Genomic DNA, 18,571 nt, shown 5'->3' with positions numbered 1-18,571 from the left:
TCGTGCCGGGGTGGCCCGTGCTGTTCCCCGGCGCCCCGCGGCCCGACCCGACGCGGGGGTTGGTCCGGCCGTCGGCGCCCCCGCCCGCGCCCGGGGCGGCCGATGTCGGGGCCGCCGACGCGCTCGCCGAGGGGGCGGCCGGGGTGGCGTCGGTACGGCTGGGGATCAGGAGGGAGCAGCCGAAGCCGACGACGGCCGCCGCGACGACCGCGATCACCACGGCCGCCCGGCGCTGTCCGGGCCCGAGGCGCGGGCGACCCACGGGACGCGGTGGGCGGGCATCGCCGTCGGGTGCGGGGGGTTCCTCCGTCTTGCCGCCGGGGACAGGCGGGAGTTCCTCTGTCTCGCCGTCGGTCCGGGTGTGTGGGACGGGTTCGGCCACGGTCTCGTGGCTGCGGTAGTCCTTGTCCTGGCGTATCTCGTCGAGCAGCTGGGCCAGCGCGTCGGTGCGGCGCGGGCGCAGCACGCGGATGGGCTCCAGCGCGGGGCGGTCGTCCGGTGAGTCGGACGCGGGCGGTGTGGGCACGGTGGTCTCCTTCCGTCCCGTGGCAGAGACCTGAGTTGTCCCTCTGCGAGTGATACGCAACGCCCGCTCCGGAGGTTCAGTCGATGCCACGCCCGGGGAAGCCACGCGGGACGCCCGTGAGGCGCTTGATGAGTTCCTCACCGCCAGGAGCGATGTCGCCCGCCAGCTGATATGCAGAACGTCAGCGCGAGCACCACGAAGCCGTTGAGGAACATCCGCCCAACAGCAGGACGTACTGCAGAGGTGCACGCCAGCGGCAGAGCGCACCCACTCCACACTCATCACTGATCACTGATCACTGATCACTGATCACTGATCACTGGCAACGGGCACGGGCCTCCGCGCGTTGACCGGCAAGCGTGAGTCGGCTGCCCCGCGCGTCCTTCATCGTCCTCAACTGCTGGTCCAAGTTCTCCTTGGCGCTGTCGGACAGCGACCAACCCAGCGGAGCCTGCGCGCCCGGGCCTCGGACGTTGGGAAGCCGAAGGTAGTTGCCGCAACCGAAGGCCTCGAAGGCACGCTGACGCGCGCTCGCGTCTTTCGTGTTGTACGCCCTGAATAGGCCCTTGATCGGCACGAAGAGCTCGTGGGGGCGGCCAGGTGGTGTCTCGGAGGCCACACTGCTGTAGCCGTTGTCGATCTGGACGAGCACCAGCTCGATCTTCCGGGCGTGGGCGCGGGCTCGGCCTCGGCCGCAGTTCACCGCACCGGCGACCTGGTTGTGGCAGTCCACCAGCGGCTTCAGCTCGTTGAAGAGATCCACCGCTGTCAGACTGCCGGTGCCTTCCACATAGCCCCCGTCCACCACGGACAGCCAGGCCGGCGCTCTCGCACCCTTCTTCACCGTCTCGTCGCAGGTTTCGGTACTGAGCCGCCCGGACGGCGTGATGTACGGGAAACGTGCCGACAGGAGTGCCGCCGTGGAGCGCCGGACATCCTGCCTGCCGCACAGGAACCCGCCGCGGAGGTCGATCAGCGTCGGGCCGCCCTTCTCCCCGTGGGTGCCGTCCTCCGGGCGCCGGGCGCAGGACGTCGGCCCCACCGGCCGGTCGAAGGCTCCGAGCCGGACCGGGGCCGTAAGAACCCGGCAACCGCTCTCAATGGCAGTGCCGTTGAGCAGCGCGAGCGGGTTCCAATAGGGTCCGCGCCGCTGCCAGGTGGCGTAGAAGTCCTTCTTCAGTTCCCGCTGCCTGCCCTCCCACGACTGCTCCAGCACCGCCGCGCGGTCCTTCCCCGGGAATCCGATGAAGGAGCGCGGCAGGTCGACGTACGTCATCCAGGCGAGCGGAGCGGACAGGTGGTCCGCGCCGAAGACCCACCTGTGACTCGCGGAGTCGTTCGTGCGGGGCCGGGCGATCCATGAGATCGCGCCGAGGCTGCCGCCGGAGATGCCGCTGACGGCGAAGACGGGTGCACGGCCGTCCGTCGGGTCGCACCCGGAATCCCGCGCCGGTGTGATGGGCGTCGGCGGGAAGAGCTTGTCCAGCACGCCGGCCGTCCAGTACGCGGCACGGACGCCACCGCCGGACGCAGCGACGACCACCAGCGGGAGCGGGCCCTTCGCTGGGGCTGTCGCGCAATTGGCGTCCAGCCACTGGTCGAACTGCTCGGCGAGGTCCGGCAGATCGGCAGGGCCTGCTTCCGTGCTGTCGACGGTGACCCGGACGAGGTGGCTCCCCTGAGCGTCGATGAACGAGGCGAGCAGGAACCAGACGAGGAGGAAGGAGAAGACGGGCGTCCGCCGCAGGCCCAGCAGCCGGAATCCGGCCACAGGCGTGGCTCGCTCCGACCAACGCTGGAGTTCGTTCAGGAGGACCAGCAGGACGCAGAGGAAGAACGTCAGCACCGCGAGGGGACCCGTATGGGCGGGCAGACTCCAACGGTAGGCGTCGGCCAGCGTGGAGATGGAAACACCCACGAACACCACGCAGAAGACCGCAAGCACCGTGTAGAGCTGCGATTTGCTGTCCCGAGCCGTCGGCGGTTGCGATTCGCTGTCCTGGTCCGTCGGCGGTTTCGCCCAACTCCACTCACTCTCCGCCCATTTCAGTACGGCCGGCAGGGCGATCCCCGTCAGCGCGCATGCGAGACCGCAGAAGGCGAGGGCGATCGCGGTCGGCCGATGGGGGCCGACGACCGCGGTGGCCACTGCGGCACGGACGGCGAACACCCCGAGGGCAAGCAACGGCAGAGCGGCCAACAGCCGCGCGGTGGAGAGGAGCCCCGCCCGCCGCACATCCTGCTCGGGGATCATCTTGGCCCTGCCCCTAGCCGTCTTCCGCGCATCGGAGAATCCGCGTTCCCCCGTCTGTGTGCCGAACCGCCAGGCCGCGCCGCCGAGCGCGGACAGGACCACGATGAAGGCGAGGAGCGCGGCCGGCGCCCGCAGCCGGAGCCAGCAAAGTCCCCCGACGAGCGCTAGGGCGGCGAGCAATGCCAGGTATCCCTGCGGCACCGGCCGGTACTCCTGGTCGGCGGTCAGCGCGGTCCGGTGGACGCTGCGCCACAGCAGCAGGGCGAAGACGAGCGCGGCCACTGGCGTCCACAAGGCGGTGCCCGCACGATCCGGCAGGGCAAGCAGCGCGTCCTGAACCTGGTCCATGCCGAACCCCGTGAGCAGGAGCAGGAGCACGGCGGCCAGACCAGCCTGGAGACGAATCAGGCCGATGTACCTCGGCCTGCCCCAACTGCTCAGGACCCTGGTGCGGACGATCAGCATGCCCAGCAACATCAGGGCCAGGACGATGAGCGCCCATTTGGCGCAGGAAGCCAGACCCGCGAAGTCGCCCAGCCGGTCGATCGCGTGGGGGGTCCAGCCATGCCAGGAGAGGGCAAGCTGGCAATAGTCCTCAAAGAGTTCCACCACGCAGAGGAGACCGGCCAGACACAGCAGGACGGGCCACCCGCTGCCCGTGGCCAGCGAGGCCGCGACCGGGTCGTTCGTGGCGATGGACCCGTCGGGGTCGAGCGGGAGTCGGCCGCGCAGACGTCTGACAGCCCGGAGGAACAGGAAGGTATAGAGCGCGACGAAGAACAGATCGAGGGCAACGTATACCCGGATCAGCTGCCGGGCTTGCTCCCCCTCTGTCTGCGGTACGACGGGCCGGCCGGCCGTACTGGCGTTTCGGAACGCCTTCAAGCACTCATTCACCCGGTCGGCGGGCCCCTTGTCGACCGACGTGCCCTGCACCCGGGTTGGCGAGGTCGCGTCCGGCAGGGTCTCGGTCCACACGCACCAGGCCGTCCGCCGGTTCTCACGTGCTTCCTGAGACGTGGCGTCCAGCTGGAGACCCCCGAGGGTGGCGGCGGGATACCCGGGCGCCTCAATCCTGCCGAGAGCGGCATCCACCTCGAGCACGCTGACGAATAGCAGGAGCAGCAGGACACACGCGGCGGGAATCCTCCCCCTCGCCCACACACGGCCCAGCCGCGAGAACATGGAAGTTGGGGGCACGTGCACCTCGCGCTCGCAGTCAGACGTCGCCACGACGCTCACAGTGTCGAAGACAGACACGGAAGATCTCGGAACGAATCGCAGCACAACAGGCTGAAACTCCCGGCAGCACGTTGCCGCCAGGCACACGGAAGCGGATCACTCCCCCGGGTCGGCGGGCTGGAATGAGCGCGGTGGCGACTGCCGGCGCGAGGTAGTCATCTCAACGACCCGCTCGTCCGTCTCGCGCGGTTCCGACTCCGGACTGCGGCAGGTGACGTGCACGCTCTCGCACCGGGTCCGGGTGTCCGGCTCGCCGGTCAGCGCCTCCCCCAGCGCGTTCGCGGTCAGCGCGGAGCCGAGCCGCCGTCCGCCCGACGCCAGGCCGGTCGTGCCCCATTCACCCCGAGAAGCCGCGGCGCCCCAGGCGCCTCAGGCTTCTCCCTTGTCCTTCACCTGCCCGCCCGTTTATAGTCCTGATGACTATAAAGGAGTCGTCCGTGAACTGGAACCTCAGCTGGACCGAAGCGCTCGGCTTCGCCACCGGCGCCGTCTGCGTCTGGCTGGTGGCCCGCCAGCACATCGCCAACTGGCCCGTCGGCATCGCCAACAACGTCTTCTTCATCGTGCTCTTCGTCCAGGCCGGCCTGTACGCCGACGCCGGCCTCCAGGTCGTCTTCATCGCGCTGTCCGCCTACGGCTGGTGGACCTGGGCCCACAGCGGCGGACCCGCCACCGACGGCGCCCTGCCCGTGCGCCGCACCACGGGTGTCGAATGGGCCTGGCTCGCTGCTGCCGGAGTGCTGGGCACCGCCGCCCTCACCCTGCTGCTGGACCGGGCCACCGACTCCACCGTCCCCTTCTGGGACGCGCTCACCACCGCCCTGTCCCTGACGGCCACCTACGGCCAGTGCCGCAAGCTGCTGGAGTCCTGGTGGCTGTGGATCGCCGCCGACCTGGTCTACATCCCGCTGTACGCCTACAAGGGCCTGTACCTGACCTCCCTGTTGTACATCGGCTTCCTCGCCCTGTGCGTGGCCGGCCTCCTCGGCTGGCGGCGCACCCTCGCGACCGCCGCCCCCCGCCCCGCCACGGCGGTGACCGCGTGAGCGTCGCCACCCGCACGTACCGGCACGGCTTGGTGCTCGGCAAGTTCTATCCGCCGCACGCCGGCCACCACCACCTCGTCCGCACCGCCCTCGCACAGTGCGACCGGCTGACCGTCCTGGTCTGCGCCGCCTCCGTGGAGTCGGTGCCGCTCGCCGACCGGGTGGCGTGGATGCGCGAGGCCCACCCAGGGGCCGTGATCGTCGGCGCCGTCGACGACCACCCGGTCGACCTGCACGACCCCGCGGTGTGGGACGCCCACATGGCGGTCTTCCGCACGGCCGTCCCGGAGCCGGTGGACGCCGTGTTCACCTCCGAGTCCTACGGCACCGAGCTGGCCCGCCGGTTCGGTGCGGCCGAGGTCCGTGTGGACCCCGACCGCACCGCGTACCCCGTCTCCGGCACAGCCGTACGCAAGGACCCGGTGGGCTGCTGGGAATTCCTCGGCCCGGGCGTGCGCGCCGCCCTCGCCCGGCGCGTGGTCGTCCTCGGCGCCGAGTCCACCGGCACCACCACCCTCTCCCGAGCGCTGGCCGCCCACTACCGCGAGCGCGGCGGTATCTGGACGGACACCGGCTGGGTGCCCGAGTACGGGCGCGCGTACAGCGAGGAGAAGCTTGCCGCCCTGCGGGCTGTCGCCCCCGGAGCCGACTGGGCGGAGGCCGAGTTCACCTCCGAGGAGTTCCCCGTCATCGCCCGCCGCCAGGACGACGACGAACAGCGGGCAGCCCGTGGCGGCTCCCCCGTACTCTTCTGCGACACCGACTCCTTCGCCACCACGATCTGGCACGAGCGCTACCTCGGCGCGCCCAGCCCCGAGGTGGCGGCTGTCGCCGCCCGCACCCTGCGCCACCTGTACCTGCTCACCGACCACGAGGGCGTGCCCTTCGAGGACGACGGCCTGCGCGACGGCCCGCACCTGCGCCCGTGGATGACCGGCCGGTTCCGGGAAGAACTGGAGCGCACCGGCCGCCGGTTCCTGCTGGTCACCGGCAGCCCCGAGGAGCGGCTGCGCACCGCCGTGGCGGCGGTGGAAGGCCTGCTCGCCGAGGGCTGGCACTTCAACGACCCGCTCCCGGAACACCGGTGACGGCCGCCGCCCCGTACGACCCGTCCGCGTACGAGCCGTTCGCGGTGACCGTCGACCTCGCCGTGCTCACTGTGCGCGCCGGTGCCCTGCAGGTGCTGCTGATCCGGCGCGGCCAGGAGCCGTACGCGGGCGCCTGGGCGCTGCCCGGCGGCTTCCTGCTGCCCCGCGAGTCGGCCGAGGAGGCCTGTCGCCGCGAACTCGCCGAGGAGACCGGCCTGCCGGAGTCCCTGCTCGACGGCCTCCACCTGGAGCAGGTGCGCACCTACAGCGACCCGGATCGCGACCCCCGGATGCGGGTGGTCTCGGTGGCCTTCGCCGCGTTGGTCCCCGATCTGCCCGAACCCTCGGCCGGCGGCGACGCCGCCCAGGCCCGCTGGCTGCCGCTCGCCGAGGCCGAGGCCGCCGCCCTAGCCTTCGACCACGATCGCATCCTCGCCGATGCCCGCGAACAGGTCCAGGCCAGGCTGGAGTACACCTGCCTGGCCACCGCCTTCTGCCCGCCCGAGTTCACCCTCGGCGAGTTGCAAGCCGTCTACGAAACGGTCTGGGACACCGGCCTCGACCGCCCCAACTTCCGCCGCAAGGTGCTCGCCACCCCCGGCTTCGTGCAGGCCGTCCCCGGCGGCGCCCGCCTGACCGGCGGCCGCGGCAAACCCGCCGCGCTCTACCGCGCCGGCCCGGCCACCGCCCTGCACCCGCCCCTGCTCCGGCCGGAAGGCGCCCCTGGTCGAGGCTGATCTGTTCGGCGACCTGGTCGGCCGGCGCCATTCCGCCACGCACGGAGCAGGTGGCAGCGGACGGAGCCACAGCCGCCCTTGGGTACCGGGCCGCAGAAGATGAGTGCTACTACTCAGGCCCCGGGGACCCGTACGGCCGACGATGAAGGTCAACACTGTCGAGATCGGGAGACCGAACATGCTCAGCCGCCTCGCCGACGTCCTGGTGCCCGCCTTCGGCCGCCTCACGATCACCACCGACGCGGGCGCCGAACTCGCCCCCGGCAGCATCATCGTCGCGAACCACACCTCGCTCGCCGACCCCGCCATCATGCTCGCCGCGCTGCACCGCCTCGGGGTTCGTCCGGTTGTCATGGCGGCTGCCGGGCTGTGGCGCGTCCCGATCCTCGGACGCGCGCTTGCCCGCGAAGGGCATATTCCCGTCCACCGGGGCGACCGACGCGCAGCGGACGCCTTGAATGGAGCCGCTGAGGCACTGGAGCGCGGGCGCCTGGTTCTGATCTACGCCGAGGGCGGTCTCCCGCACCGGGGAGACGCCGCAGAAGCGGCCCCCGAGGCCTTCCGCAGCGGCTTGTCCCGGCTCGTCGAGCGAACCGGTGCTCCCGTCGTGCCCGTGGGCCAGGCCGGCGCCCGTCGGGTCACCTCAGGAAACATGGCCAAGCAGCTCGCAGGCCTGTTCACGGCACCCCTGCGCCGCCCGCAACTGCACGTGCACGTGGGCGAACCAGTCCAGTTGACAGCAGACGGTGCCGCCCGGACCGAGCGGGCCCACACAGCGGTGACGGCCGCCTGGCGAACGGCGGCCGCCCGGCTCGGAGAACTCGACGCGCTCGCCGCATAGGCCGACGGCGTCCGCCACAACCCCGCGGCAGCCCGTCCCAGCCCGTCCGGCGAGGTGGACCGGCCGGCGAGGAAACCGCGGCCGGGCGGCGAGTGCGGCACGAAGCCGATGCCCAGCTCATGGCAGGCGGGCAGCGCCCCGGCTTCGACGCCGAGGTCCACGCCGTCCATCTACGCAGGGTTCGGCAGCGCGGTCGGTCCTCCATGCCGACGAACGGGCCGACGCCCACTGACTCGGCCCGTCCCCCGTTCGTGCAACCGCCCGCCCTCTCCTCGTGTCCGCCGGTACGATCACCCCACGCGAGCGGGGGGCTCGTGAGCGAGGGGGGCGGGGATGAGCAACGGCAACACCGTTGTGTACAGGAGCACTTGGCCGTGGCGGGTCGCCGCGTCATTAGCCACGGCGGCCGTGGTGCTCAGCGGCTGCGGTTCCGGGGACGACGGCAAGGCGGCCGGGCCGAGCCCTTCGGCACCATCGAGATCCCCCGCGGCGGCCACGTCCCGCTCTCCCTCGGCCGCCGCGTCCGCGTCCTCCTCGGGTGGTGACGCGTCGTCGCTGACGCCGTTCGAGGCCGACCCCGCCAAGGTGCCCAGGACGAAGAGCCGGGCCGAGGCGCTGGCGGCGGCCGTCGCGCTGAAACCGCAGGGGTGGGGCGCGGATTTCCGGGCGCAGCGGCCGGCCGTGAGCACCCCGGGCACCGTCGCCGTGCTGGACGGGCAGTGCCGGTGGGAGCGGCGGGCGCTGCCCAAGGGCGTCCTGGCCTCCCTGTCCCTCTACAGCGAGATTCCCGCCGCCGACGGCAAAGGCGAGCTCAAGGTGAGCGCGGCGGTCACCGTGCACACCACCGTGCGAGACGCCGACGAGCGGCTGGCCTCCACCTTGGAGGAGCCGTTGCGCTGCCGCCAGCAGCAGGTCCGTACCGACGAGCGGATCTCCGAACTCATCTCGGCCGCCACTCCCTACGGCCAGGGCAACAACACCTACGCCGACGACCAGGTCGTGGAAATCGGTTCGTATCTCACTGGGAACAGCAAGCAGACCTACCGCTGGTACGTCACCCGGCTCGGCACGGTGACGCTGGCGGTATCGGTGAAGGGCGCCAAGGGCTACTCGGACAACGAGTTGGACAAGTACACGTCGCACGCCAACGTCACGATGCTCAACCGTGTGGAGTTCGAGCTCGGAGGAGACAGCTGATGGAGCCGCTGCGTTCGTCGGACCCCGCGCGTATCGCGGACCATCGCCTGCTCGGGCGGCTCGGCGCCGGAGGCATGGGCGTGGTGTACCTGGCGCGCACGCCGGGCGGCGCGCTGGTGGCACTGAAGGTGCTGCTCGCCGAGTACGCCGAGGAGCCGGGCTTCAAGGAGCGGTTCCGCCGCGAGGTCGAGGTCGCCCGGCAGGTCGACAGCCCCTGGGCGGTACCGCTGGTGAACGCCGACCCGGACGCCGAGGCTCCATGGCTGGCGACGGCGTTCGTGCCCGGACCGTCGCTGGGCGAGGCCGTGACCGCCTACGGGCCGCTGCCCGAGCGCGGTCTGCGGCTGCTCGGCGCCCGGCTGGCCGAGGCGCTGGGCGAGGTGCACCGGGCCGGGCTGGTCCACCGGGATCTGAAGCCGGGCAATGTGCTGATCGCCCATGACGGGCCGCGACTCATCGACTTCGGCATCGCCCGCGCGCCGGAGGACCGGACGCTCACGGCGACCGGGATGGTGGTCGGCACACCCGGCTATCTGTCTCCCGAGCAGGCCGAGGGGCGGGGCGGGGAGGGCATCGGCCCGGCGAGCGACGTGTTCTCCCTCGGCTGTGTCCTGGCGTTCGCGGCGACCGGCCGCGCGCCGTTCGGCACCGGAGCGGTCGACGCCCTGCTCTACCGTGCCGTCCACGACCCGGCGGACCTCGACGGCGTGCCGGCGTGGCTGCTCGAGGTGCTGGGCCGCTGTCTGGAGAAGGATCCTGCCCGGCGGCCGGATGCCGGTGAGTTGGTGCGCGAGCTGTCGGCCGACGGCACCGCCCAGGACGAAGGGACCTCCGAGGCCACACCGCGCGACCAAGGGACGTCCGAGACCGCACCGCGGGACGAGGAGGCGTCCGGGTGGCTGCCCGAGCCGGTCGCCCGGCTGATCGCCGAGCGCTCGGCCGCCGCGCTCGCGCTTCCTGACATCGACCACACGCTGGCGCCGTCCGACACACCGGCCGCTGCCGACCCGACACAGCCCGACACGCATGAGATGTCCGGGCCTGCGGAGCCGCGGGACTCCCGCCCGGCCGGGCGGCGTCGTTTCCTGCTGCTCGCCGGCGGGGCCGTGGCGCTGGCGGCGGGCGGGGGCGGGGCCTGGTGGGCGGTCGCCCGCGACGGCGGCTCGGGAGGCGAGAGCCCTGCCGCCGCCGCGTCCTCACGCCGGCCGGTGCACACCGTCGCGCTGCACGGCGACCTCAGCGGACCGCAGCGGGAGACGGGCCGGGCCCAGGAGCGCGGACTGCGGCTCGCGGTCGCGGAGTTCAACGCACGCGCCGACGCCCCGTTCACCGTGAAGGTCAAGGCGGTCGACGACGGGGGTGATCCGGCGGCCTCGGCCCGGCTAGCCGCGGAGCTCACCGATGATCCGGCGGTCCTCGCCGTGGTCGGCCCGACCACCGACGAGACCGGGCAGGCGGCGCTCGCGACGTACGACGCCGGGCTGCTGCCGGTCGTCGGCGTGTCTCCCGGCACGACCGCCCTGTCCATCCAGGGGTTCCGCTCGTTCCTGCACGCACGGCTGCCCGACGCGGTGCTGCCCGTCTACGTGAGCAACTACCTGCGCGGCACGGCGCGATCGCGCAAGGTCGGCATCGTCGTCGATCGCCCGGCCGGCAACTACGGGACGAATCTGGGCAGTTCCCTCAGCAATGCGCTCGGCGCCATCCCTTACCCGTCCGTTCCGGAAGTGGTCAGCGCGATGCGCCGCGACTTCGGCAGCGCGGTGGACGCGGTGCTCTCCGCCGGGGCCGACTCCGTGTTCTTCGCCGGTCTGCCCGACCGGGGAGCGCTGATCGCCGCGACATTGCGAGAACGCGCCTTCCCGGGTGCGCGGGTGTCCGGACCGGCGCTGCTGGACGAACGATTCCTGACGCAGGCTCAGGAAGGCGCCGAGGGCTGGGTGATGGTGGCCCCGGTCATCGACGCGACCCGCAAACCCGAGGCGCGGAAGTTCGCCGCCGCCTACCGCGAGCGCTTCAAGGAGGCGCCGCCCCGGTACGCGGCGGAGGCCTACGACGTGACCGGGATGCTGCTCAAGGCCCTGGCCGGGCTGCCGTCGAAGAGCCGAACCCGGCAGAACCTGCTCACGGCCGTCCGGGACGGGAAGTACGAGGGCATCACCAAGACGTTCGCCTTCAAGCAGAACGGAATGATGGTCATCGACGGCACCGGCGGCTTCCTCTGGCGGGTGGACCACGGTGCCTTCGTGTACGACGGCCCCGCGCCGCTCACCGTCTGATGGAGCCCCTGCGGGTCGGCGACCCGTCGCGGATCGGCCGCTATCGTCTGCTGCGGCGGCTGGGCGCCGGCGGCATGGGCGTGGTCTTCCTGGCCCGTGCGCCGGGCGGGGCGATCGCCGCGGTGAAGACGGTCCGGTCCTCGTACGCCGACGAGAGCGGGTTCCGGGCCCGCTTCCGCCGTGAGGTCGAGGCCGCCCGGCAGGTCGGCAACCGCTGGGTGGTCCCGCTGCTGGACGCGGACGCCGACGCGGAGACACCGTGGCTGGCGACCTCGTACGTGCCGGGGCCCTCGCTCGCCGAGGCGGTGCACGCCTTCGGGCCGCTGTCGCTCGCTTCCGTACGGGTGCTGGGCGTGCGTCTCGCCGAAGCGCTCGAGGCGGTGCACGGGGCCGGTCTGGTGCACCGCGACGTGAAGCCGGGGAACGTCCTGCTGGCCCCGGACGGGCCACGGCTCATCGACTTCGGCATCGCCCGCGCGCCGGAGGCCACCGCGCTCACTTCCAGCGGTGTGATCGTCGGCTCGCCCGGCTTCCTGTCGCCCGAGCAGGCGCGGGCGCGGGGCGGCGAGACCGGGCCGCCCAGCGACGTGTTCTCGCTGGGGTGCGTGCTGGCGTTCGCCGCGACCGGGGTGCGGCCGTTCGGCGGCGGCGCTGCGGCGGGGGTGCTGCTGCGCACGGTCTACGAGGAGCCCGATCCGGCGGCGCTCCCGGACGGTCTGACACCCCTGCTGAGAGCCTGCCTGCACAAGGATCCGGCCGACCGCCCGAGCCTGGCGCGGCTCCGTGCGGCGCTCGGGGAGAAGGCGGCGGCCGACTCCGCCGAGTCGTCCGACTGGCTGCCCGCGCCGGTCACCCGGCTGATCAACGACAGGTCCGCCGCCGTGCTCACCATCGGCGCGATCGAGCCGACCCAGGTGTCCGCGTCCACACCGTCGAACACGGCGAGTACGGCGTCGCCGGAGGCCGCGACGCTGACGGCCGTCACCGCCACCGGCCCCACCCCGCGCGCAGTCGGCCGCCGCGGCTTCCTGCGCCTCGGCTCGACGGCGGGACTCCTCGCGGCGGGCGGTGGCGGGGCCTGGTGGTGGAGCACACGGGCGAAGCCGCCGACGTCCACGCCGTCCGGGACCGGCCCTCGGCGCCCAGAACTGGTCGTGGCGTTCCACGGCGATCTGACCGGCGCCGACAAGGACATCGGGAAGGCCCAGCTCAACGGCGCCCGGCTGGCCGTCGAACAGCTCGACGCGCAGAGCGACCGCCCTTTCCGGCTGAAGCTGCGGACGTACGACGACGGCGGCGACACCGGGCGGGCCGACGAGCTGGCCGCCCGGCTGACGAAGGACGCCGAGCTGCTCGCCGTACTGGGCCCCACCACCGACGCCTGCTTCCACGCCACCGAGAGGACGTACACCAAGGCGGTGATGCCCGTCGTGTCCGTCTCGGTGGGCACCGACACACTGAGTTCGACGTCCGGTACGAGCGTCTTCCACTGCCATGCGGCGCTGCACGTCACGTACGGGCTTCTCGCCGCCCCCATCGTCCGCTACCTCAGCAACCACGTCGACTCCCGGAAGGTGTTCCTCGTGGACGACCGGGCGCAGGACGACTTCGCCTGGACCGTGTGCGACCAGACCGAGCAGGCGCTGCGGCGGAACGGCCGGGACGCCACGGTGACCCATGTGGCCGCCGGGAAGATCGACTACGCGTCGCTCGCCGCCGAGGTGAGGTCCGCCCACGCGGACGCGGTCGTCTTCACCGGCGACCCGGCCCGGGCCGCCGGACTCGCGACGGCGCTGACCGCCGCGCGGTTCACCGGCGCCAGGATGGCGACGGAACGCGCTCTCGACCCACGGTTCCTCGCGTCGGCCGGCGCCGCCGCGACGGGCTGGGTCTTCGTCACCTCCTTCACCGACCCGACGGCCCGCCCGTCCGCCCGCGCGTTCACGGCGGCCTACCGCGCCCGCTTCGGCGCCGACCCCGGCCGGTATGCGGCGGAGGCCCACGACGCCGTGATGTTCCTGGCCAAGGCCTGCGACAAGGGCGGCACCACGCTGACAGAGCGGGGCGCGATCGCCCGCCGGATGCCCGAGATCACGTATTCCGGCATCACCCGCACGGTCAAGTACGAGTCGGGGTACGGCTACAACCACGACGCGATGTTCGAGTTCCAGGTCGTCGACGGCGCGTTCCGGTACCTGGGGCACTACCGGGATGCCGCGGTGTCATGAAGTGGGACGGCCGCTGTGTGTTCCGGCCGTATGCAGACCCGTCGTGCGTCGTCAGGGCGGGCGGCAGCGCTCCGGGATGGGAAACGGGTGGCGTGCGTGTCCCGCGGTTGTCCGGATCGGCGTCACCGGCCACCGTCCGATCCCGGCACGGGTCCTGCCCTCGGTCCGCTCCGGCCTTGCCCGCCGGGTCCGGGAAGGACGGATCGGTGGCGGTGGTGTCGGCCGGGCCCTTCGCCCGGGGGCTTGATGCTCCAGGCGTCGGCGAGGAAGTCAGCGGATGCGGCGGGCGCGGGCGGCTTCTGCAGCCGCAAAGGGCCAGGCTGCGTCGGGACGGCCGCGTGCTTCGGGTCGGTGGCGGCCTTGTCAGTGGTGGCCCACTCCCGGGCTTCGGCCTCGGTGAAGAACAGCACCTGCGTCTCGCTCGCGGTGCCGCCGATGACGACCTGGGCGCGGCCCTGGTGCTTGGTCGACTTGGTGCGGGGTCACCTCGGGGGCGAGCATGCGCCAGGCGTTCACGCTGTAGCGGGCCAGGATGCGGGTCGCGAACTGCTCGCGGACTGCCGGTCCTCCCAGGGCCCGGGCGGTCACGGACTGCGCGACCAGGAGCACGTGCATGCGCAGCTGGCGGCCCATGTAGAGAATCTCGTTGAGCGCGTCGACGGCCGGGGAGACCTTCGGGTCGCCGGACTCGCGGATCTTCTCCCAGTAGCGGGCCACTTGCTTCATCGTGGCGTTGATCTCTTCGAGGAGGATCAGCAGCCGCGGACCGATGCCGTGCGGGTCGGCGTCGATGCCGAGTTCGTCGGCGACCCGGGTACGGCGCCGGCCTTCCATGCCGAGCGCCCACGGGTGGGAGATCCGCTTGAAGTCGAGGACGAACACGAGCGAGCCGTGGTGGAGCATCTGGCAGGCGATGCAGCGCAGGGTCACCGACTTGCCGCCGCCGGTGGAGGCGTTGACCAGGATGTGCGGGGAGTCCGCGTCGAGGTCGACGGAGACGATCCGGTTGCTGGACCCGATTCCGATGATCGGTGCGGACTCCTTGGCCTTGGCCACCAGCTCGCGCACCTTGGGGTCCTTGGAGGCAGCCTTCGCCGGGGGCTTGCGGGTCTTCTTCACCAGCACGTACGGGTTGCGCCCGGCCGGATGCCAGGAGAACGTCACGCCCTCCAGGGCGAGTTTCTGGGTGATGAGGTCGGCGACCACGTCGCGGGAGAACCGCAGGTGCGTGGGCAGATCGACGCGTATCGACGCGTCGTCGTCGGTGAAGTTCTTCGGGATGTGCAGGTAGCGGCGCGGCGCTGTCTCCTCCGCGATCCCCAGCGGGATCGTGAGCGCCTCGTGCAGCGGGACGACCCACTCACGCATCAGCTCCCGGCGCTCACGGGTCAGCAGCCCGTACGCGACACCGCCGACGGCCATCGCGGAGGCCGCGCCGATCCCCCGTCTCCAGCGTGGCCAGGGTGGCGTCCCGGTTCCCCCACAGGTCCTGGAAGGTCTGCGCGGTGGATTCGGGATCCCGGCTGAGCAGGGCTGCTCTCGGCAACCCCAGCCCCCAGCACCAGGCGGAAGGACAGACGCTGCCACCCGGCCCGGTAGGAGCGGCGGGGTACGCGGCCCTCCACCTTCGGCAGGAGGCGGGTGGCCGACCGCCAGAACGTGGCGTCGGTCCGCTTCACGCCGTCCAGGTCCCGCCCGGCCAGGGCCCGGCCGATGCCGAGCATGAGGGATTCGGCGTTCTCCTCCACCTGCTTGTCGAACTCGTCTGCGCCATGCCGTCCAACGCCCTTCGTGCCGGGTGTGCGTGGGGCGCAACGGTGCCGTCGGAAGCGGACACCTACGGCCGGACGACAGGCGTGACCGTGTACGCGAGGCGCACGGGATGGGGTGAATAGGGCCGTTTCATGCCCAGGAGAGTGATCTCACCGGATTCAGGTGGGTTGGGGGTGTACGCGTCGGAACGATGGCTGTGTTCGGCATGATCGCCGCGACACAAAAGGAGACGTCGAAGCATGTCCAAGCCTGTCGTCAATATCTGGGGTACCCCTCCGGGGTCTGAGCGCGCCGCCGTGCAACCCGCCCCCTGGGACACCAAGTGGGATCTCCGCACCATGACCACCAGCGGAACCGCCTGGGTCTTCTACAGGTCACCCGGCGAGAAGGTCCTCAAGCGACCGGTGATCCTCGCCGACGGCTTCGCCCCGGAAGGAACCGACGTCGACATCCTGTACGACGGCCTGGAGAAGGGGGAGTACCCGTTCATCTCCACGCTGCGCCAGGCCGGCTTCGACGTCATTCTGCTGGGCTTCGCCGACCGCACCGCGTCCGTCCTCGACAACGCCGAGGTCGCGATCCAGTGCATCATGCAGACGCTCGGCGAGCGCGAAGGCGACGCCCCGCTGACGGTGGGCGGCTTCAGCATGGGAGGACTGGTCACCCGCTACGCCCTGGCCAAGCTGGAGCGGCAGAAGATGCGGCACGAGACCGCCACCTACCTCTCCTACGACACCCCGCACCGCGGCGCGTGGCTGCCCCTGGGAGTCCAGGCGTTCGCCCACTACGTGAAGGCCCACTGGGGAGGCGCAGGCAAGCCGCTCTACAACCTCTACTCCGACCTGATCAACAGCCCCGCCGCACGCCAGATGCTGCGCTGGCACCTCGCAACCGGAACCACCACCACACTCGACGTCGCCGCCGGTCAGGACCAGGCACGGACAGACTTCCTGGACGCACTGCAGCGGATGGGCGAGTGGCCCCAGATCCCCCGCCTGCTCGGCGTCGCCAACGGAACGGGCACCGGCGCCGGAAACAACATCCCCGCCGACAGCCCCGCGATGGACACCCCCGGACCGAAGGTGGCCGCGCAGCTGCGTACCCAGGGACAGGGAAGCAAGACCGTCGCCCGGATGCGGGAACTGGGCCAGGCCGAGGTCTCGATCAACACCACCGGCTTCCCCGAAATCGACGGCGCCCCCGGCGGTCTCTTCCCCGAGCTCCTCGGCGGCGCCTCCAACTTCGGCGTGGCCAACATGCTGGCCAACCTTCTCAACAGCGCGGCGGCGCAACCCGCGCACAACGCCTCCACCTTCGTCCCCACCATCAGCGCCGTCGCTGTCGCCGACATCGACAACCACGACGCCCTCTACAGCAAGATCAACTCCGACTACAGCGACCTCCACGACTTCCGCTGCGCCACCACCAACGAAGGCCACACCGTCATGACCCGAGAACTCGGAGAGTGGATCGTGACCAAGCTCAAGGACGCGTAACCACCAGCCGGGACGCCCTCATCGGGCGCGAAACCCGCCTGGGGCCCGGAACCGTACTGGTTCCGGGCCCCAGGACCTGTGCACTGGTCGGCTCCACGAGGCCGCGGTGCCTGACCATGTGCCCGAGTTGGGCGCGTAACAGTGTTGCTCAGCAGGCTTGCCAGCAAATATTGACGGTGTCGCTCCCTGATTACCGTCCAACATCTCCGCCGTCCCGAGATAGCGCTGGCGGGCACCGCCCGGCCCGAATACCTCCACGACCTCCTGCCGGACTACGCCGGCGGAATCCTCGGAGAGGAGATCACAATCCGTAATCACAGGTTGCCGACCAGCCTGCGTCGCTCTTGCCAACTACGTGGCGTCATAGCTCTCTCTGACCAGCGGCAGCCGATTCCGATTCTTGCCAACAAGACTGCGTCGTCACACAGGCGCCAAAAAGGACAACCGTTCGGGGAATGACATCCGGGCCCGTGAGGCGAGATGCTGCCCGCGCGGACGCGCAGGTGGGACCGGCAGTTCAGCGGCGGCGGAGTTCCTCGGACCAGTCCCGTAGCGGGTCGGCGAGGGTGAGGTTGTCGCCGCGGGCTACGGTCTGGAGCAGTTGGGCGCACACGGTGGCTTCGGCTGCGAAGCCGGCCGGGCTGCCCAGGATGGGAAAGGCGTCGCGAACGCGGGCGGCGGTGTCCGGCTTGAGCAGCGTGTAGGCGTAGAGCGTGGCGGCGTCGAAGCCCTGCGGTGCGCGGCCCCAGCCCTCCCGGTCCAGGATCCGCAACGGCGAGGTGAGGTTCGCCCCGTGCAGGTCACCGTGGGCGGTGGTCCAGAAGGCCACCGCAGGGGCCGGGATCCCGAGGAACTCGGGGATGGCCCGGGTCATGTACTGCTCGCGTACGGCGACACGGTCGGTGCCGGCCGCCGACACTTTCTCCAGCGCCTCGGTCAGCTCGGTCCACCAGGAGGCGGGAAGCTGGAGGTCACGCTGCAGGATCGGGTCGTCGGACAGGACCGGCTGGTCGACGCGCTCCGACAGCTCCGCCCGGTAGGCGGTGGCGTCGCCGACGGCCTCGTACATGCCCAGCAACGCGGGCCTGCGCCCGTCGAGGTCGCCGAAGGCTCCGAACTGCAGACGCTCTACCAGCGGGTGCCGTGGTCGGCCGAACCGCTGGACGCGTGGGAGACGCACGAGAACGCCTGGCGGAAGTCGTCCCGGCCCTCCTCCCCCGACTGGGATCCCCAGGACGCGGCGGAGATCGCCCGGCTACGAGCGCGGGAAGTCGAACTCGCCGGGACGGTCGTCACGCACGTGTACTGGAGCAGCCTCGCCCCGGCCGACGTCCTCGCGGCCCGTGACGCGCTCAAGCACCACCACGAGCAGCAGATGGCTGACGCCTCCAGCCAGCCGCAGACCGCTCCTTAAGCCGCGGTCGTCGAGTCTGCCGTTCCGGTCTCGCGGCGGTATGCGGCGTTCAGTTGCTGGGCTTCTTCGAGCTGGTCCTCGAGGATGACAATGCGGCACGCGGCCTCGATCGGCATGCCCTGGTCGACAAGTTCGCGGGCGCGGGCGGCGATGCGCAGCTGGTAGCGGGAGTAGCGGCGGTGGCCGCCCGGGGAGCGCAGCGGGGTGATGAGGCGGGCTTCGCCGGTGGCGCGGAGGAAGCCCTGGGTGGTGCCGAGCATCTCGGCGGCCCGGCCCATCGTGTAGGCGGGGTAATCGTCGTCGTCGAGCCGGTCGAACGAGTCGTCTGCTGTCATCGCACCTCTCTCGTGGAACGCGTGGAGGGGCCCTGGCACCATGTGTGCCAGGGCCCCGAAGGAACTGCTACACCATCTGCCGGCCCTGATACTGCACCGGCCTTCTGTGTCCGCA

The 18,571-nt window shown here is 71.5% G+C and carries 13 protein-coding genes and 2 pseudogenes; 9 read left to right on the top strand and 6 right to left on the bottom strand.

What is annotated here, in order from left to right; translation table 11 throughout:
- Together ACFWBT_RS32085 and ACFWBT_RS32080 are read right to left on the bottom strand one after the other, a co-directional pair.
- Positions 1–526: pseudogene (locus tag ACFWBT_RS32085) on the bottom strand (hypothetical protein); the annotation flags it as partial.
- Positions 527–842: 316 nt separating this feature from the next.
- On the bottom strand, positions 843–4,013 hold the full coding sequence (locus ACFWBT_RS32080; RefSeq protein WP_385706492.1) for a hypothetical protein: 3,171 nt from the start codon (positions 4,011–4,013) through the stop codon (positions 843–845).
- A 425-nt stretch (positions 4,014–4,438) separates the two neighbouring features.
- Between ACFWBT_RS32080 and pnuC the strand changes: the two genes are divergently transcribed.
- From pnuC to ACFWBT_RS32060, 4 genes are all read left to right on the top strand, one after another.
- A complete protein-coding gene (gene pnuC / locus ACFWBT_RS32075; RefSeq protein WP_385706491.1) occupies positions 4,439–5,068 on the top strand; it encodes a nicotinamide riboside transporter PnuC in 630 nt (209 codons plus the stop codon).
- Positions 5,065–6,156, top strand: a complete 1,092-nt coding sequence (locus tag ACFWBT_RS32070; RefSeq protein WP_385706490.1) for an AAA family ATPase — start codon at positions 5,065–5,067, stop codon at positions 6,154–6,156. Before pnuC ends, ACFWBT_RS32070 begins: the two co-directional genes overlap by 4 nt.
- A complete protein-coding gene (locus tag ACFWBT_RS32065) occupies positions 6,153–6,893 on the top strand; it encodes an NUDIX domain-containing protein (RefSeq protein WP_385706489.1) in 741 nt (246 codons plus the stop codon). Before ACFWBT_RS32070 ends, ACFWBT_RS32065 begins: the two co-directional genes overlap by 4 nt.
- A 178-nt stretch (positions 6,894–7,071) precedes the next feature.
- The gene (locus ACFWBT_RS32060) at positions 7,072–7,734 is read left to right on the top strand and encodes a lysophospholipid acyltransferase family protein (RefSeq protein WP_385706488.1); all 663 of its coding nucleotides are present in this window, start codon (positions 7,072–7,074) and stop codon (positions 7,732–7,734) included.
- Between the two features lie 37 nt (positions 7,735–7,771).
- Here ACFWBT_RS32060 and ACFWBT_RS32055 read toward each other — a convergent pair.
- Positions 7,772–7,883 (bottom strand): annotated as a pseudogene (locus ACFWBT_RS32055) (aldo/keto reductase); the annotation flags it as partial.
- 184 nt (positions 7,884–8,067) lie between these two features.
- Between ACFWBT_RS32055 and ACFWBT_RS32050 the strand changes: the two are divergent.
- Genes ACFWBT_RS32050 through ACFWBT_RS32040 form a run of 3 tightly spaced genes read left to right on the top strand, consistent with a single transcriptional unit; the run spans position 8,068 to position 13,438 of the window.
- The gene (locus ACFWBT_RS32050) at positions 8,068–8,931 is read left to right on the top strand and encodes a hypothetical protein (RefSeq protein WP_385706487.1); all 864 of its coding nucleotides are present in this window, start codon (positions 8,068–8,070) and stop codon (positions 8,929–8,931) included.
- Positions 8,931–11,210, top strand: coding sequence for a bifunctional serine/threonine-protein kinase/ABC transporter substrate-binding protein (locus ACFWBT_RS32045; protein ID WP_385706486.1), 2,280 nt, complete (start codon positions 8,931–8,933; stop codon positions 11,208–11,210). The genes ACFWBT_RS32050 and ACFWBT_RS32045 overlap by 1 nt, the downstream gene beginning before the upstream one ends.
- The gene (locus ACFWBT_RS32040) at positions 11,210–13,438 is read left to right on the top strand and encodes a bifunctional serine/threonine-protein kinase/ABC transporter substrate-binding protein (protein ID WP_385706485.1); all 2,229 of its coding nucleotides are present in this window, start codon (positions 11,210–11,212) and stop codon (positions 13,436–13,438) included. Before ACFWBT_RS32045 ends, ACFWBT_RS32040 begins: the two co-directional genes overlap by 1 nt.
- 363 nt (positions 13,439–13,801) lie before the next feature.
- Here the strand turns inward: ACFWBT_RS32040 and ACFWBT_RS32035 are convergent, their stop codons facing one another.
- Positions 13,802–14,860: a helicase HerA domain-containing protein gene (locus ACFWBT_RS32035; RefSeq protein ID WP_385706484.1), complete on the bottom strand. Its 1,059-nt coding sequence runs from the start codon at positions 14,858–14,860 to the stop codon at positions 13,802–13,804.
- Between the two features lie 590 nt (positions 14,861–15,450).
- Between ACFWBT_RS32035 and ACFWBT_RS32030 the strand changes: the two genes are divergently transcribed.
- Entirely contained in the window at positions 15,451–16,707 is a 1,257-nt protein-coding gene (locus ACFWBT_RS32030; protein WP_385706483.1) for an esterase/lipase family protein, read from the top strand.
- A gap of 517 nt (positions 16,708–17,224) precedes the next feature.
- On the opposite strand, the gene ACFWBT_RS32025 is transcribed toward ACFWBT_RS32030, so the two are convergent.
- Positions 17,225–17,887: a hypothetical protein gene (locus ACFWBT_RS32025; RefSeq protein ID WP_385706482.1), complete on the bottom strand. Its 663-nt coding sequence runs from the start codon at positions 17,885–17,887 to the stop codon at positions 17,225–17,227.
- Here ACFWBT_RS32025 and ACFWBT_RS32020 point away from each other — a divergent pair.
- A complete protein-coding gene (locus ACFWBT_RS32020; RefSeq protein WP_385706481.1) occupies positions 17,846–18,121 on the top strand; it encodes a hypothetical protein in 276 nt (91 codons plus the stop codon). The genes ACFWBT_RS32025 and ACFWBT_RS32020 overlap by 42 nt on opposite strands.
- On the opposite strand, the gene ACFWBT_RS32015 is transcribed toward ACFWBT_RS32020, so the two are convergent.
- On the bottom strand, positions 18,118–18,456 hold the full coding sequence (locus ACFWBT_RS32015) for a MerR family transcriptional regulator (protein WP_385706480.1): 339 nt from the start codon (positions 18,454–18,456) through the stop codon (positions 18,118–18,120). The genes ACFWBT_RS32020 and ACFWBT_RS32015 overlap by 4 nt on opposite strands.
- Positions 18,457–18,571: the final 115 nt, after the last annotated feature.

This window comes from Streptomyces sp. NPDC060027 (genome assembly GCF_042737005.1).
Classification (GTDB): Bacteria; Actinomycetota; Actinomycetes; order Streptomycetales; family Streptomycetaceae; genus Streptomyces.
This window is presented reverse-complemented; position numbering and strand designations above follow the sequence as displayed.

Coding starts and splice junctions, on each gene's coding strand:
- ACFWBT_RS32040 (WP_385706485.1), top strand. CDS start 11,210: ATGGAGCCCCTGCGGGTCGGCGACCCGTCGCGGATCGGCCGCTATCGT.
- ACFWBT_RS32045 (WP_385706486.1), top strand. CDS start 8,931: ATGGAGCCGCTGCGTTCGTCGGACCCCGCGCGTATCGCGGACCATCGC.
- ACFWBT_RS32060 (WP_385706488.1), top strand. CDS start 7,072: ATGCTCAGCCGCCTCGCCGACGTCCTGGTGCCCGCCTTCGGCCGCCTC.
- pnuC (WP_385706491.1), top strand. CDS start 4,439: ATGACTATAAAGGAGTCGTCCGTGAACTGGAACCTCAGCTGGACCGAA.
- ACFWBT_RS32035 (WP_385706484.1), bottom strand. CDS start 14,860: ATGGCCGTCGGCGGTGTCGCGTACGGGCTGCTGACCCGTGAGCGCCGG.
- ACFWBT_RS32050 (WP_385706487.1), top strand. CDS start 8,068: ATGAGCAACGGCAACACCGTTGTGTACAGGAGCACTTGGCCGTGGCGG.
- ACFWBT_RS32030 (WP_385706483.1), top strand. CDS start 15,451: ATGTCCAAGCCTGTCGTCAATATCTGGGGTACCCCTCCGGGGTCTGAG.
- ACFWBT_RS32015 (WP_385706480.1), bottom strand. CDS start 18,456: ATGACAGCAGACGACTCGTTCGACCGGCTCGACGACGACGATTACCCC.